This window comes from Mycobacterium branderi (genome assembly GCF_010728725.1).
Classification (GTDB): domain Bacteria; phylum Actinomycetota; class Actinomycetes; order Mycobacteriales; family Mycobacteriaceae; genus Mycobacterium; species Mycobacterium branderi.
Genome location: NZ_AP022606.1, coordinates 3,347,687 through 3,364,153, shown reverse-complemented (window position 1 = coordinate 3,364,153; position 16,467 = coordinate 3,347,687). Strand labels below are relative to the sequence as shown.

7 protein-coding genes are annotated in these 16,467 nt (G+C 68.7%); 2 read left to right on the top strand and 5 right to left on the bottom strand.

From position 1 onward, the window contains the following. Positions 1-18 precede the first annotated feature (18 nt). The 3 genes from acpS to G6N47_RS16460 all read right to left on the bottom strand — a co-directional run bounded on the left by acpS (position 19) and on the right by G6N47_RS16460 (position 10,887). A complete protein-coding gene (acpS, locus tag G6N47_RS16470) occupies positions 19-411 on the bottom strand; it encodes a holo-ACP synthase AcpS (protein WP_083131485.1) in 393 nt (130 codons plus the stop codon). Further along, the gene (locus G6N47_RS16465) at positions 408-9,674 is read right to left on the bottom strand and encodes a type I polyketide synthase (RefSeq protein ID WP_083131484.1); all 9,267 of its coding nucleotides are present in this window, start codon (positions 9,672-9,674) and stop codon (positions 408-410) included. The genes acpS and G6N47_RS16465 overlap by 4 nt, the downstream gene beginning before the upstream one ends. A 490-nt stretch (positions 9,675-10,164) precedes the next feature. Continuing rightward, positions 10,165-10,887 carry a DUF1906 domain-containing protein gene (locus G6N47_RS16460; protein ID WP_083131483.1) on the bottom strand — a complete coding sequence of 241 codons (723 nt, stop codon included), beginning with the start codon at positions 10,885-10,887 and terminating at the stop codon, positions 10,165-10,167. 128 nt (positions 10,888-11,015) lie between these two features. Between G6N47_RS16460 and G6N47_RS16455 the strand changes: the two genes are divergently transcribed. Then, positions 11,016-12,593, top strand: coding sequence for a serine/threonine-protein kinase (locus G6N47_RS16455; protein ID WP_083131482.1), 1,578 nt, complete (start codon positions 11,016-11,018; stop codon positions 12,591-12,593). Positions 12,594-12,635: 42 nt separating this feature from the next. Here G6N47_RS16455 and G6N47_RS16450 read toward each other — a convergent pair whose 3' ends face one another. Continuing rightward, on the bottom strand, positions 12,636-13,844 hold the full coding sequence (locus tag G6N47_RS16450) for a Fic family protein (protein ID WP_083131637.1): 1,209 nt from the start codon (positions 13,842-13,844) through the stop codon (positions 12,636-12,638). Positions 13,845-14,049: 205 nt separating this feature from the next. Here G6N47_RS16450 and G6N47_RS29425 point away from each other — a divergent pair, with 205 nt between their 5' ends. After that, entirely contained in the window at positions 14,050-15,591 is a 1,542-nt protein-coding gene (locus G6N47_RS29425) for a serine/threonine-protein kinase (protein WP_197945481.1), read from the top strand. Here G6N47_RS29425 and G6N47_RS16440 read toward each other — a convergent pair whose 3' ends face one another. Then, entirely contained in the window at positions 15,592-16,446 is an 855-nt protein-coding gene (locus G6N47_RS16440) for a MerR family transcriptional regulator (RefSeq protein WP_083134732.1), read from the bottom strand. Positions 16,447-16,467 lie beyond the last annotated feature (21 nt).

Sequence of the window (16,467 nt, the reverse complement as noted above, 5' to 3'; positions counted from 1 at the left end):
CGACACGCACGCTGACGCTTACGAAATCTCGAGGATGGCTACCGCGGCGGCGGTGTCCTTCTCGTGGGTCAGCGATACGTGGATCGTCACGTCTTTCAAGTGCTCGGCAATGGCACCGGTCAGCCGGACCCGCGGCCGGCCCCACATGTCGGTGACCACCTCGATGTCGCGATGAATGCCCTCCGGCAGCACCGGCCGCTGCGCGAACCGCGAGCCCGACCACGCCTTGATCACCGCCTCCTTCGCCGCCCAGCGGGCGGCCAGGTGCCGCGCCGCCGACGAGCTCTTGTCTGAGGCGTCGCGCCGCTCACCGGGTGTGAAGGTTTCCGCGAACACCGTGCCGGGCTGATCGACCTGGTCGGCAAACTCCGGGATGGAAACCAAGTCGATCCCCACTCCGACGATGCTCACCGCTGGTAGACGTCCCCGTCGCCCAGCCGCGCCGCCGCGTCGAGCAGCATCGCCGCTTCCTGTGGCTTTTCCGCCGTCGCGTGGTCGAAACGACGGTCGGCGGGCCGCTCGTACATGGGCTTGCCGCCGGCGATCGCCGACGCCAGCCGCCGCTGACCGGCCAGCAGCCGGGCATCGGCGCGCTGCCGGTACTCGTCGCGCTGTTCCGGGCTCAGCGTGGCCAGGAACGCCTGCGGGTGCACCAGCGCGATCAGGCCTGACACGTGCCCGAAGCCCAGGCTGGTCACCAGGCCGGCCTTGAGCGGCAACTTGCCGCCGAGCCGCAGCGTGTCGCGGACCCAGACGAAGTGCCCGGAGCCGGCCAGCTCGTCGTCGACGCAATCCAGGCTGCGGTTGGGCGGGATGACGCCGTCGCGCAGGATCTGGCACAGCCCCATCATCTGGAAGACCGCCGCGCCGCCCTTGGCGTGCCCGGTCAGGCTCTTCTGCGACACGATGAACAGCGGCGCGCCGGGCGAGCGGCCGAGCGAATCGGCAAGCCGCTCATGCAGTTCCGTCTCGTTGGGATCGTTGGCCAGCGTCGAGGTGTCGTGCTTGGAGATCACCGCGACGTCGTCGGCGCCGACGCCGAGCTTGGCCAGCGCGCGGGCCAGCGGCGAGTCCTTGCCGCCACGACCGGCGCCCAGCGCACCGAGGCCAGGCGCGGGAATCGACGTGTGCACCCCGTCGCCGAACGACTGCGCGAAGCCCACCACGGCCAACACCGGCAGACCCATCTTCAAAGCCAGGTCGCCACGGGCGAGCAGGATGGTGCCGCCGCCCTGGGCTTCCACAAAGCCCAGCCGGCGCCGGTCGTTGGGCCGCGAGAACTTCGAGTCGCTGATCCCCCGGCCGCGCATCATGCCGGTGTCGGCAGTGGCCGCCATGTCACCGAAGCCGATGATGCCTTCCAGCGTCAGGTCGTCGATGCCGCCGGCCACCACCAGTTCGGCCTTGCCCAGCCGGATCTTGTCGACGCCCTCCTCGACCGACACCGCGGCCGTCGCGCACGCGGCGACCGGATGGATCATCGCGCCGTAGCTACCGACATAGGACTGAACCACGTGCGCGGCAACGATATTCGGCAGCACTTCCTGGAAGATGTCGTTGGGCTTGCTGCGGCCCAACAGGTTTCCGTGGTACATGGTCTGCATCGAGGTGCCGCCGCCCATGCCGGTGCCCATCGTGTTGGCCACCAGCGTCGGGTGCACGTAGCGCATCACCTCGGCCGGGCTGAACCCGGCGGACAGGAACGCATCGACGGTGGCGACGATGTTCCACACCGCCAGCCGGTCGATCGAGCTGGCCAGGTCCGGCGGAATGCCCCAGACCGTCGGGTCGAAGCCGGTCGGGATCTGGCCGCCGACAATGCGCGACAGCTTGTTCTTGCGCGGCACCCGAATCTCGGTGCCCACCTTGCGAGTCACCTGCCAGTCGGTGGAGTCGGGCACCGGCCGGATGACGGTGTGCTCGGGGTCGAACTGCACGAACGCGCGCGCCTCGGCCTCCGACGACACCACGAACGTGAAGTCCTTGTCCAGGAACACACTCACCAGCAGCGGTGAGGCGTGGTCGGGGTCGATCGAGCCGTCGTCGACCCACTCGCGGATCCCGACGCGCTCCACCACCGCGTCGTGGTAGCGCTCGATAAGCTCGGCTTCGTCGACGAGTTCGCCGGATTCCGTGTCGTACCAACCGGGTTGGGGATCGTCTTCCCAGCGGATGAGACCGGTGGTCCAGGCCAGCTCCAGCACCCCGGCAGCCGACAGCTCGTTTTCCACTTCCATCTCGAAGCGGGTGCGCGACGAGCCGTACGGCCCGAGCTCCGCGCCACCGACGATGACCACCAGGTCGGCCGGGTCGACGTCGAGGTCGTCCCACTCCGGCGGCGGCGCCGGCGTGTAACCGCGCGGCGGCGACGGCAGCGCGGCGATGGTGCCCTCGGGCGCGGCGTCGTCCTCGGCCGCGGCCTCGGACGTCATCTCCTCGCGGGCCTTGGCGGCCAGCTCCGCCATGTCCAGCTCGACATCGCCGAGCCCACCGGTGAGATCGACCTTCAGCGGCGCGTTGGCGGCGGCCGCCTTGGACTCGATGTCGCACAGCCCCAGCAACATGGCGGCCATCTCGTCGGTGGAATACGTTGTGACACCGGCTTCTTCGACGGCGCTGACGATCGCGTCGTTGTGTCCCATCAGCCCGGTGCCGCGGGTCCAGCCGATCAGCGCGTGCGCCAGGCTGACCCGCTGTGCCCACGACGACTCGGCGTGCCAGCGGGTGACCACGGCGTCGAGCGCCGACTTGGCTTCGCCGTAGGCGCCGTCGCCGCCGAACATGCCGCGGTTGGGCGAGCCCGGAAGCACCACGTGCAGCCGCGAGGCGATGTCGCGCTCGGCGCCGATGGCCGACAGCCCGCCGATGAGCCGCTGCACGGCCCACAGCAGCACCTTCATCTCCATCTCGGCGCGCGACCCGGCCTCCGACAGGTCGCCGGCGACCCGCGGCGCCGCGAACGGGAACAGCAGCGTCGGGGTCTGCGCGTCCTTGACGTGAATCGACAGCGGCCCAAGGCTTTCGGTCTGCTCGCTGCCCACCCAGTCGACCAGCGCGTCGATGTCCGAGTAGGACGCCATGTTGGCCGGCACCACCCACAGCGCGGCGTCGTAGCGGGCGTGGTCGCGATACAGCGCGCGGTAGAACGCCAGCCGCTCGTCGTCCAGGCGCGAGGTCGTCGCAATGACGGTGGCGCCACCGTCGAGCAGCTGGCCGACGACGGATGCGGCGATCGAGCCCTTCGACGCGCCGGTCACCACGGCGACCTCGTCGCTGTAGCGGCCCTTATCGGGGTTCTCCGCGCCGGCGGCGATCCGGCCGTACAGCGACGCGTGGATCTGCCGCCCGGCGGCCAGCGCCTTGCCCTGCCACCAGGTGGCCTGGGTCGCCACTACGTGTCCGGCCCCCTCGAACCGTTCGGAGAGGCGCGCCCAGTCGGCGTCGATGTCGTCGTCGTCGGCCAGCCACAGCTTGACCAAATCTTCGCGGGCGCTGGCCCATCGGTCGTCGAACACGACGGCCTTCTTGGCGTCGAAGGCCGGCGCCACCAGCCGCGGCCAGTCCGCGCCGAGTTCGGCGGTGACCAGGTCGATCAGTTCAGCGTCGGTGGCTGTCGCCGGCGCGCTGATCGGGTCGTCGAGTCCGAGCTGGTTGAGCACCAGGCGGGCCGCCGAGGCGAGAACGCCGTCGCGGCCGGTGATCTGGTCGGTGAATTCGGAGAGCGCCGCGGCGTCGACGGTCGCCCCGCCGCCGCCGGACGACGGCAGCGCCACCGAAACCCCGTGGCGCGCAGCCACTGCCGCCACCGCGGCGTCGATGACCTTGTCGACGGAAGCGGCGTCGGCCAGTGCACCCTCGTGCAGGTGGCCCAGTGCGCCGCCGCGCACGCTGGTGCCCTCGCGGGTGCCCAGCGCGACCTCGACGGTGACGTGCTTGACCCAGCCGTCGCCGAGTTCCCAGGTCTTCTTGACCCGCTCGGCGATGGCGGCCGGTCGCTTGCCCGACGGGCCGAACGCGGTGCGCAGCTGGTCGTTGATCGCGTCGGAAAGCACCGGGCCGAAAGGTTTGTAGGTGCGGGCCAGCTTGGTGACCTGCGAGCGCAGCCCGGCCAGATCGGCCTCGGCGGCGCCGTCGATGGCGCCCAGGTTCAGCTCCGAGCCCAGGTCGACCAGCAGCTGGTTACGCCGTGACGACGCGCCGTCGGTGATCGACTCGATGGAATCCAGCGGCTCGATCTGGTCGATGCGCATCTTGGCTGACAGCGCGATCAGCGCCAGCGTGGCGTCGGCCGCGTCGAACGGAATGTCGTCGGGTCGCGGAGCCCCGGACGGGGCCGTAGCCGGCGCGGGCGCCGGGGCCGCATCGGCTTGCGGCGCAGCAGATTCCGCAGTGGGCTCCGCTTCCTCGATCTCCGGCTCCGGCTCAGGGTCGGTGTCGGTGGCGAACAGCACCGCGGCGTCACGCTCGGCGTTGAGCACTTCGACTGTGGAATGCGCGTATTCGGGCAGCTTGAGGGTGTTGGTGGCGAGCCCGGCGACGGTCGGCGCGGACTTCACGCCGATCTCGACGAAGCGCTCCACCCCCAGGCCGCCGGCGGCCTCCTCGGTGAACAGCAGGTCCTGGGTTTCGATCCAGCGCACCGGGCTGGCGAACTGCCAGGCCAACAGCTCGATGAAGACGGTGCGCGCCATCTCGCGGGGCCGCTCGCGACGCCAGGTGTCGTAGTCGGCGAGGATCGGATCGAGCGGCTCAGCCGGCACCAGATCGCGGATCTCCTGGATGAAGTCGCGGTCGAGCGTGAACGGGCGCGGGACCAGGTTCGGGATGTAGCGGCCGATGATCAGGTCGGGATCCGCGTCGCGCGGCATGACCCGGTCCAGCGACCGGCGGAACTCGGCCACGCCGACCCGCAACACCCGCGAGTGGAACGGGACGTCGATGCCAGGCACCAGGATGAAAGACCGCTTGCCGCCGGTGATTTCGCGTCGCCGCTCGACCTCGGCCTCCAGTTCTTCGAGGCCGCGGACGGTGCCGGCGATCGCGTACTGCGAGCCGCGCAGGTTGAAGTTGACGATCTCCAGGAATTCCCCGGTGCGCTCGGCGATCTCGGCGACGAACCCAGGCACGTCGGCGTCGGCGAGGTCGATCTGCGACGGGCGGATCGCGGCGAGCCGGTAGTTGGAGCGGCCGAGCTCGTCGCGCGGCACGATGTCGTGCATCTTGGAGCCGCGGTGGAACACCATCTCCAGCAACGCTTCCAGCTCGTAGATGCCGGTGACGCAGGCCAGCGCGGTGTATTCGCCGACGGAGTGCCCGCAGGCGATGGCGCCTTCCACGAACGCGCCCTGCTCGCGCATTTCGGCGACCTGGGCAGCGGCCACGGTCGCCATCGCGACCTGGGTGAACTGGGTCAGGTACAGCACGCCCTCGGGGTGCTGGTAGTGCACGCCCGACGCGATGATGCTGGTCGGGTTGTCGCGCACCACGTGCAGCACCGAGAAGCCCAAGGTTTCGCGGGTGAACTTGTCCGCCGAGTCCCAGACCTTGCGGGCAGCCTTGGAGCGGGCCCGGACCTCCATGCCCATACCCTTGTGCTGGATGCCCTGGCCGGGAAACGCATAGACGGTCTTGGGCGCTGCCAACCGGGCCGTCGCCGACATGACGAGATCCGGGCCAATCTTTGCACTGACCTCCAAAACCTCTGCGCCCTGGTCGATTCCGACCCGGTCGACCCGGAAGTCCACCTCGTCGCCGGGGCGGACCATGCCCAAGAAGCGCGCGGTCCAGCCGACGAGCCGCGCCGGCGGGCGGGCCTTGCCGTCGGTGGCTGTCACCACGTGCTGGGCCGCGGCCGAGAGCCACATCCCGTGCACGATCGGCGATTCCAGTCCGGCCAGCAGCGCGGCGGCCCGGTCGGTGTGGATCGGGTTGTGGTCGCCGGAGACCACCGCGAACGGGCGCATGTCGACCGGTGCGGCCAGCGTGACATCGCGGCGGCGGCGCCTCGGCGTGTCGGTGGCGTTGTCGGACACCGCGCCGCCGGCACGCAGCGGGTCGGTCAGCTCGGCGACACCGGTGCGGCCGCGGATCGCGAAGCGCTCCTCGAGGGTGGCCAGCGTCTTGCCGTCGGCGTCGGCGACGGTCACCGATACCGGGACGACCCGGCCGACCTCGGTGTCGGTGGCGGTGGAAGCCGTTGCGGTGACACTCAATTCGGTCGGCACCGTGGGCAGCTTGCCGACCAGGTGTGCAGCGTGGTCCAGGTGCACCAGGCTCAGCAGGCCCTCGACGACCGGGACACCGGTGTCGGTGACGGCCGAGCCAATGGCGGCGAACACGGCGGGCCAGCAGCTGCCGACCAGCGCGTCGGGCACGGTGGTCAGGCCGGGGGCCAGCGGCTCGCCGAAGGTGGCGGTGACGCCGGTGTGGTCGGCGACCCGCTCGGGGTTCCAGTCGACGGTGACGGTGGCCGTCCCGCAGTAATTGCCCGCCTCCTCCTCATCGCGCTTCGCGCTCTGCATCGTCGCCGGGCGGTGCACCGCGGGCAGGGCGTCGGGCCCGTCGACGCCGGCGGCGATCGCCAGCACCGACCGCATCGCGGCGGCCGCGTCGTCGGTGTCGATGACCGGGGTTCCGCCGTCGGCGGTGCAGGCGGGCAACGTGAAGCGGATGTCGATCCAGGTGCCGGAGATCGGCACGCTCAACACCACCTGCTCGCCGTCAGTTTGCAGCCGTGCTCCGGTGGAAGAGTGTGTGGCGGTGCGGTTTTCGTGCACCTGCCAGTCTGCGGGATCGGCGATGCGATGTACCGGGTTGGTGGCGGCGCGGCCGGCCCACAGCACGTCGGGGGCGTCGAGGACGACGGCCAGCGGCCCGGTCACGTCGGTGCGGCCCTGCCGGCGCGCGGTCACCGGCGCCGGTTGACCGTTGGATGCGAGCACCTCGTCGATGGCGGCCTGCTCGAAGCGGTCGAGCAGCTCGCCGACGGGCTCGTCCATCCGGGTGATGCCGGCCACCGACGCGGTGCCGGGGATGATGCACACCTGGTCGGCGTCGTAGCGGGCGTCGTGCGCCTGCCACAGCGAATCGCTGCGCCACCAACGGCGGACGTCCTTGTCGATGACGGGCACGAAGTTGACCGGCTTGCCCAGCGTCTTGCACAGCGTGACGAAGAACGGGACGTCGGCGGGGTGCAGCTGCACGCTTGACGCGTCGGGGTAATGGGCCAGCAGCGCATCGATCGCTTGGTCGGGGCGTTCGAGCAACTCCGAGTCGCCGAACAGTGTCTCGATCGGGCCGAAATCCTTGGGATGCAAACGCGCTTCGGCGCGCTGCAGCATCTGCTGGAAGCGGTCGCGCCAGGTGTCGGCCAGCCATGGGCTGCCCGGCGAAGCGGTGTCGGCGGTCGAATTGCCTTCGCCGATGGTCAGTTCGACGTAGCGCTGCAGCCACTGCAGGTAGGTCATCTCGCCGACGTCGCCGAAATACGGCTTGGCGGTTTTGTTCAGCGCGGCGATGATCTCGTCGCGGCGCTTGGCGACTGCCTCGGCGTCGCCGGCGACCTCGTCGAGCAGCCGTCCGCACCGGGAGGCGGTGTTGTCGATCTCGTGGATGTCGGCGCCGAGCTGGCTGCGGCTGGATGCCATGCCGCCCTGGGCTTTTCCGGCGCTGATCCACTGGTCGGTGCCCTGGGTTTCGACCAGCATCCGCTTGACCGACGGCGAAGTGGTGGACTCGAGCGTGGCCATCGCCGCGGTGCCGACGAGGATGCCGTCGACCGGCATCAGCGGGAAACCGTACGCCTGCGCCCAGCGCCCGGAGAGGTATTCGGCCGCCCGCTCCGGGGTGCCGATGCCGCCGCCGACGCAGACGGTGATGTTGGGCCGCGACCGCAATTCGGAGTACGTCGCCAGCAGCAGGTCGTCGAGGTCTTCCCAGGAGTGATGCCCGCCGGCGCGCCCGCCCTCGATGTGCATGATCACCGGCTTGGTCGGCACCTCGGTGGCGATGCGGATGACCGAGCGGATCTGCTCGACGGTGCCGGGCTTGAACACCACGTGGCTGATGCCGATCTCGTTCAGCTCGTCGATCAGCTCGACGGCCTCTTCAAGCTCGGGGATGCCGGCGGACACCACCAACCCGTCGATCGGCGCGCCGGACTGACGGGCCTTCTGCACCAAGCGTTTTCCGCCGACCTGCAGCTTCCACAGATACGGGTCGAGGAACAGCGCGTTGAACTGATACGTGCGGCCGGGCTCGAGCAAACCGCCCAGTTCGTCGATGCGGTCGTTGAAGATCTCTTCGGTGACCTGCCCGCCGCCCGCCAGCTCGGCCCAGTGCCCGGCGTTGGCCGCGGCGGCGACGATCTTGGCGTCGACGGTGGTCGGCGTCATGCCGGCCAGCAGGATCGGCGAGCGGCCGGTGAGCCGGGTGAACTTCGTCGAGAGCTTGATCCGGCCGTCGGGCAGCTGCACCACGGACGGGGCGTAACTCGACCACGGGCGTGCCACCTCGGGCACGGCGCCGATGGTGAACAGGTTGCGCTGGCCGCCTCGGGTGGCCGCCGGCACGATGCCGATGCCCAGGCCGCGGATCACCGGCGCGGTCAGCCGGGTCAGGATGTCGCCGGGACCCAGGTCAAGGATCCAGCGGGCGCCGGCCTCGTGCAGCGAGACCACCTCGTCGACCCAGTCGACAGGTTGGACAAGGATGGCTTCGGTCATCGCGCGCGCCAGCTCGACGTCGATGCCGACCTTTTCGGCCCAGCCGCCGACGAGGTCGATGCCGTCGGAGAGCCGCGGCGTGTGGAAACCCACCTCGACCTGGACCGGCTCGAAAACCGGCGCGAACACGTCGCCGCCGCGGATCTTGTTCTTGCGGTCGGCTTCCTCTTTGTCCGAGATCTGCTTGCAGTAGAGCTCGAAGCGCGACAGCTGCTCGGGGGTTCCGGTGATGACGACCGATCGGCGGCCGTTGCGGATGGACAGCACCGGCGGCAACACGGTCCGAACATCTTGGGCGAACTCTTCGAGCAGCCGGTAGATGCGCTCGGGGTCGGCGTTGGTCACCGACACCATCGGCGGGCGGTCGCCGAGGATCGAGATGCCACGCCGGCGCGCAACCAGGGTGCCGGCGGCGCCGATGAGTTGCGCCAGGGCCAGCAGCTCGACGTCGCGGGCGCCGGCGGCCTTCAGCGACTCGACACCCAGCACGCCTTGCGAGTGCCCGGCGACGGCCACCGGCGGCGTCGCAGACAGGTCCATCCCCTGGCGCGTCAGCGCGCGTACCGCGGCGATCTGGGTGAGCAGCACGCCGGGCACGGACACTGCGGCCGAGGTCAATTGCTTGGCCGACGGAACCGGGTCCTCGGCGGCCAGCGCGCGCACCCAGCTCAGCGGCTCAAAGCCGATGGGGCGCACCACGACCAGCTCTTTGGCGACGGGCTCGAGCAGCAGGTCCACCTCGCCGACCAGCGTCGCCAGCTCCGACTCGATGCCGGCCGAGGACACCAGCTCCTCCAGGGTCTCCAACCAAGCGCTGCCCTGGCCACCGAACGCGACCGCGTACGGCTCGCCGGCGGTCAGACGATCGACCAGAGCGTGGGTGCCGTGCGTGGCCTCGGCGGTCGCTCCGTCGCGCTCGGCGGACACCCGGTCGTGCTCGTGGATCGTCACGTTGCGTATCTCCCTGTACGTATCGCTTGTCTCTCAGAGCTGCGCTGCCCTGGGCGTCGTCTGATTCCCCGTCGAATCCGGCCGATTCCCCGCTGACCTGGGGGCCGCGGCGGCCGGCCCAAGGGGGCGGTGGACTGCATCGGCTGCAATAAGAGTGTCATAAGAACCCTGGGATTTTTCCGGCCAGATCGGTTACTGGCGAGTTCTACGCACGGGTAGCGGTTACGTGGGTAACACTGCGTGGAATCGCGCCCGCCAGCGCGCGGAACAAACCTGCTGCGTGCAGGTGGTTACGGTCGAGTAGGCACAACGGCGCAGATCAAGGCAGTATTGTTATCAAATCGTTATGCTCGAATTTTCGGCTTCACTGCGCGCGCCGCGGCGCGTCGTCCGCCGGGCCGCGCCGCCGGCGATGAAAATCGAGCCGCCAGACGGCGTTTCAAAAGTTTGCTGGAACCTTACCCGCGAGTCAGGTGTGAAAGCGGTCGCGTCAGTCCCACTGACCGAACTGCGGCTTGCAGATGTGGTTGATGTCGACCCCGACGCCGCCGACACTGCGCTTGTCGATCTCCACCTGGTGCAAGTGGGCAGCCGGATGGGTGTATCCGCGCGGCGAACCCCAGTTGTGCTGCCAGAAGTAGGAGCCCAGGCCGTCCTGCAGCGCCCAGTCGATGGTCTTCGAGTTGGCGTAGACGCCGACGCGTTGATGGCCGAGCACTGACTCCCAGCCCCGCAAATACGGCGCTACCTGCTGCTTGTACTGCTCGTAGGACGGATCGTCGTCGATGGAGGCGTAGATCGGCGCGCCGGTGGGGCCGCCCGCGGCGGTGTGCAGCTGCCAGCCCCGCTTCGCGTGCGCGACACCCGCATTCTGGCCGCCCAGCCAATCGGCGGTGTCCTGCTTGCCGTACTGGTAGCACGACACGATCTTGAGCCCATTGCCGTACAGGTCACGGGCTTCGGCCAGTTGGATCGGCTTGCCGAGCATCCAGGCGCCGCCGGGCCGGCGATCGGACACGTAGCGGATCGACCCTGCCGCGCCGGCGGCCTTGATGTCGCTGGCGGGGATCACCCCGGCCGCATAGTCCAACAGCACACCCAGTGGGCCGGCCGAGGCGATCGCGGCGCGCAGCGACGAGGCCGCGACGCCCAAACCGATCAGGGCAGGCGTCACGGCCGCGCATTTGAGCACCTCGCGCCGGGACACTGGCACGAACCACAGAGTACGACAAATGCATCAATTACCACATCAACGCCACAAGCCACGCCTGTATCAGTAGTCATATTGCGCCTCGGCGGTGACTGCTGCGACGGCCCAAATTACATCGGTAGTATTCGCCCATGCCGTTGGCGAGCGACATGACGTGTGCCGGTTTCCGCATCGTCCGGCATCTTGGGTCGGGCGGGATGGGTGAGGTCTATTTGGCCCAGCACCCGAGATTGCCTCGCCGCGATGCGCTCAAGGTGCTTCCCGCCGACGTGTCAGCCGACCCGGAGTTCCGCGAGCGGTTCAACCGGGAGGCCGATCTGGCCGCGGCGCTGTGGCACCCGAACATCGTCGGCCTGCACGACCGGGGCGAATTCGACGGCCAGTTGTGGATTTCGATGGATTACGTCGACGGCCCCGACGCCGCCAAGCTGCTGCACGAGCGTTATCCCGACGGAATGCCGGAGGATGAGGTCGTCGAGATCGTCAGCGCGATCGCCGACGCCCTCGACTACGCACACGACAGCGGCCTGCTGCACCGCGATGTGAAGCCCAGCAACATTCTGATCACCCAGCCGGTCTGTGGGTGGCGGCGAATCCTGCTCGCGGACTTCGGGATCGCCCGGCGGCTGGACGACATCAGCGGCCTGACGGTGACGAACATGGCCGTCGGCACCATGAGCTACGCGGCACCCGAGCAGCTAGTGGACGCCCCCATCGATGGGCGGGCCGACCAATATGCGTTGGCCGCCACCGCGTTTCATCTGCTGACCGGGTCACCGCCGTTTCGGCACAGCAATCCCGCGGTGGTGATCGGCCAGCATCTCAACGGGGTCCCGCCCAAGCTGAGCGACATCAAGCCGGAACTGGCGCACCTCGATGCCGTGCTGGCCCGCGCGCTGTCCAAAGACCCCGCCGACAGGTTCGCCTGCTGCCGGGATTTCGCGAAGGCGCTCAAGGGGGATCGGCGCAAGCGGCGGCGCCGTCGGCCGGCGGCCGGGAAGCCGTCGGCGCCGCGGATCAATCGGCTGGTGCGCGCCGCCGTCGTCGTGCCGACGCTCGTGACCATGATGCTGACCGGGTCGGTCATCGTCACCGGGACGCGGCCAAGCGACGCACGGCGATCGGCGCCGTCCACCGCCCATGTGGCCGGCGTACTCGGACAGCCACGACCGCCGGCGGTTCTGGCAGCCGACCACGGCAGACCACCGATCGGCGCACCGTGTGCCCGTGAGGAAATCAACACGACCACCTTCTCGAACTCGAACACGCCGATTCGCTGTATGAGCGTTCGGCATGGCTCGTTGTGGCAACCCAACGCCGAGGTGGAACGGATGTATCCGCTGATCGCCGGCGCATACGGCTGGCGCAATTGCCTCAAGGAGTTTCCGCGCGGCAAATGCGAGGCCGCGGCGGCGGTCCTGGCCGGCGCACCCGGGTCCACCGGGCCGTTCATCCCGCCCGGCACGTATGCGGTTCCCAGGGAGATGTCGCCGGGCGTCTACGCGGCGGCAAACGGCGTCGCCGGCGCCGGCTGCTCCTGGCGCACCTACGACAACGCCGGCAACCTGCTGGAGGCCGGCAGCGACGCGCAGGACGTGGTCATCGGGCCGCTGGTCGCGCGGTTCAGCACCGCGGGGTGCACGCCGTGGGTCCGCAAGGGGCGTGCCGAGGGGTCAGGCCTGCGGCCGCCCACCAGCGGCTGGCCCTAGACTCCGGGCCTGCCCGCAGCGTGCACCGCGGGCGTCTCGCTGCTACGCGTGAAGCCCGCGCCGTCCCGCCCGTTCGGCGAATGCATCGAGCGCTCCCAGAACTTCGGGAGCGCGCCAGGCGCGGTTACGGTTACGCGCCGTGAATTCGACAATGATTTCGGCCTCAGCAAGCGGGTCCAGGTAGCGGCGCGCATTGCCGGTCGAGATGTTCAGCTCGCGTTGAAGCAGTTGTGCGTTGATGACTGGGTGTTTGAGCAGAAGGTCCGCGACACGGTGCACAGCCGAGTCTCGGCGGGCCGTGATCTTCGATCGCCAGCCTTCCCTGATCGCCCGCAGGTCCGACACCAGGCGCCGACCGTTGACTACCGCCAGAACTGATGCGGCTGAAAGCCTTTCGACTATCGCCGCGGGGTCTCCCTCTCGGTAGCGATCGAGTGCGCGGAAGTAGGCGCCGGTGTCAGTCAACAATCCGGCCGAGACGGGCACTGTCATCTGGAGAGTCAGCCGCTTGTTCCGCAGCATCGCCTGGATCAGCGCCCTGCCGGTGCGCCCGTTGCCGTCCCGGAAGGGGTGGATGGTCTCGAACTGGGCGTGCGCTATGGCAATCTGTGGCAGCATCGGAACATCACCGCGTTTGACGAACTGGATCAGGTCGGCAATAGCCGCGGGGACCTTGTCTTGGTGGGGCGCAATGAAATCGGCGCCATGCGGACCGAAATCTCCTCCGCCGATCCAGACTTGCTCAGTGCGCCACTTCCCCGCCATGCTGGGCTCGCTGGAACGCATCAGCGCGGAGTGCATTGCGAGGATGGCGTCACTGTCAATTTGGTCTGCCAGGGCGACGGCCGCCTGCATTGCCTCGGTATTAGCGACGATCATCGCGGCATTACGCCGGCTGGCATCTCCCAAAGTTTCGGCTTCGGCGATAGCACGCGCGGAGGCCGTCAGGTTCTCGATCTTGGAACTGGCCGCTGACTCCGTCCGGAGCAGCACTGACGCGAACGGTGCGATCTCCTCCCCGAGTTCCGCATCGAACCGGGTGATCTGCTGGCCAGCTTCCTCGGCATCAGCCAAAACAGCCGGAGGCAGGACGACGTCCAGGTCGGCGATGACAGCCGGTACTGCAGCTTTGTACTTGCCGGATTGGCGAAGCTCAGCGCGCAGATGAGACCGGCCGTAGCCTGCCTCAGCAGGCATCTCCCAGGTAAGGGTCTCGTACCCAACCGCGGTGCCCCCACTAACTGATGCCATCATCCAACCATAGCATCAGTTAATTGATTATGTGATGCTATGTCTCTATGTCAGCATCACTTAGTTCGCACTGCCCGTCCCGGCGCCCCCTGACACGTCCCGAGGCAGTTGTGGCCAGATGCACAACTCCCATAGCTCTGGTGGCGTCCCGGTTGACGAAGCCTGAAATTCTGCCGGGCGAGCACCAGCTTGTACGATCCTCCCCATGCCGCTGGTCACTGGTGCGACGGCCGCCGGATTCAGCATTGTTCGGCCGCTGGGATCTGGCCAGCACGGGGAGGTCTATCTGGCCGAGCGGCCGAGGCTGCCGCGCCGTCACGCGCTCAAGATTCTGCCCGCCGACGTATCGGCCGACCCGGTGTACCAGGAACGGTTCTACCGTGAGTCTGATCTGGCGGCCACGCTCTGGCACCCGAACATCGTCGGCCTGTACGACCGGGGCGAGTTCGAGGGCCGGCTGTGGCTCTTGATGGACTACGTCGACGGCGCGGATGCGACTGGGCTGCTCAGCGATGCCTATCCCGACGGCGTCCCGCCCGACGAGGTTCGCGAGATCGTCACCGCGATCGCGGAGGCGCTTGACTACGCCCACGACCATGGGCTGGTGCACGGCTATGTGAAGCCCGGCAACATCCTGCTGACCAAACCCGAATCGGGTAAGCGGCGCATCCTGCTGGCAGATTTGGGTGTGCCCCGGCAGACGGACATGACCATCGGCGCCGTCAGCTATGCCGCGCCCGAGCAGCTGATGGACGATTCAGTCGACGGCCGTGCCGACCAATATGCGTTGGCGTGCACCGCTTTTCATCTGTTGACGGGTTCGCCGCCGTTCGCGCATCACAACCCGGCCGTGGTAATCAGCAAGCACCTCAATGAGTCACCGCCGCGGCCGGGCGATGTCAAACCGGAGCTGGCGTACTTCGACGAGGCCTTCACCCGCGCACTCGCCAAAGCGCCGGCCGACAGGTTCCCGCACTGTCGAGACTTCGCCGAAGCGCTCGAGACCAATCACCGGTCCGACCTGCCAGATGCCGACGCCACTGCCGTCCTCGGATGGCCGGCGCCAGACGCCATGCCTGCAGATGACCGCGCGGAATTCGACGATGCGGCCACGTTCCCCGAACCTGCAGTGTCCGACACGACGACGGACGAAACCGACGAAGGCTCGCCAGATGTCTGGCACGACACTGAATTCGACGACTCCGCCCCGTTCTTCGAACCAGCGGTATCCCGCGCGACCAACACCGACACCTCGGCGACAGCGCGCCGGCGCAAGCTGCTGCAAACAGGGGCGTTCGCCCTGACGATCGTGGCCGTCGCGCTGCTCGGCTACTTCGCGGTCATGCTGCTGCGCTCGCGCTCGTTCCACGACACGCCAGGCGTCGAAACACCGGCGCCGGTGACCACCGTCCGGCCCGCTGCCCCGCCGCCACCGAGGGCTACCCTGCCGCCCACCCCCGCTGCCCCTGTGGTACCCGCGCCGCCGCCGTTGCCGCCGGAGATCAGCGCCGTGCCGTCGTCTGCCGCGACCACCACGCCACCCACGAGCACGTCGGCGCCGGCCGCGACGCACACCGCCCCGACAACCACCTCTTCGTCGCCCCCGCCTCCCCTGGACACCCGGCCGGCCGTCGGCATGCCCTGCGGCCCCCAGCAGGCCGGCACAACGACCACCTCCAACTCGGGTACACCTGTCAGCTGCGTCGACACACCCGGCGGATTCGCCTGGCAGCCACCGGGTGGCTGACTAACCGCGCCGCGCCGGCGGCAGCACGATGACGCTGACCGTTTCCAGGCCGCGGCGGGCGGTCTCGCGGGTCAGCTCGTCGATGAAATGAGCCGCGGCGGGGTTGATCGACGCCGCCCAGGTTCGAAATCCCTGGACGATGACCGGGTCGTGCCCCAGCAGCGGTTGTACGCACCGCAGCACGCCGACCACGTCGTCGGGTAGCGGGTCAGCGAGTTGCCGGTCGATCCACGTGTGCGCCAATTCGGTTGCCGCGGCGTTGTTTTCGCCGAGCCCGACGACCTCGCCGGCAAGCTTTCGCAGTCGGTCGAACAACACCTCGCGTCCCGGCGTCTCGGCGAGTTCCTCTAGCAGGGTGCTGGCTGCCGGCGGCAGCACCATCTGGCCGAACAGCGCTGGCACCGGAAGCTGCCAGCCGTCGAACAGTTGGGCGTACATCGCGGCGGTTGCCGGCGACAACGGGGTGCTCAGCCGACCGATGACACCGATGCTGTCGCGATGCGAGGTCGCCAGTTGACGCAGGACGTCGGCGTCGTGGATACCGGTGGCGGCGTCGATGGCCGCAATCAGTTGATCGAGCCGGTCACGCTGGGCGGCCAGCAGCGCGCGGTGGTTGCCGAGGACATCGGCCAAGGTGTTCTGGTCGGCCAGTCGCTGGATGTCTTTGATGGCCAGGCCGAGGCTTCGGAGCAAATCGATGCGCAGCAGGTCGAGCACCTGCCCGACGTCGAAGACGCGGTAGCCGTTGGACAGATGCTCGGCCCGCAGCAGCCCGATCTTCTCGTAGTGGCGGATGCGGCCCGGCGCGATCCCGGTCAAGGCCGTGACGTCGCCGATCAGCAACTGCTCAGCCACAGCTTGACCTTACAACCATGA